A 260-nucleotide genomic window follows, 5' to 3' on the forward strand; every position below is an offset into this window, starting at 1 on the left:
CTAAAAAACAAGTGGAAGATAGATACTCGAACGCCAGAAAAAATAGAAGAAGAGAAAATTCAACATGCAGAAGTTAAGAAACAGCTTGGAGATAACTATATGATAAAAAGAAAAAAATACAAATTTAGACTCTGTAATCTCGAAATGATTCAGATGCTTCTAGAGCAAAATAACAGCTTTTCCAAGCTACATGATGAATAAACTGTAAATAGTAATTTCAATACATAATTTAGGTGTTTTTAAGTACTTTGATGCATGAT

General features: G+C 29.2%; 1 pseudogene. It reads left to right on the forward strand.

Annotated features, from left to right (window positions below):
* A pseudogene (locus SB773_RS32775) lies at positions 1–201 on the forward strand (hypothetical protein); the annotation flags it as partial.
* Between the last annotated feature and the right edge of the window lie 59 nt (positions 202–260).

Source organism: Bacillus sp. SIMBA_074 (assembly GCF_046534555.1).
Lineage (GTDB): Bacteria > Bacillota > Bacilli > Bacillales > Bacillaceae_G > Bacillus_A > Bacillus_A mycoides.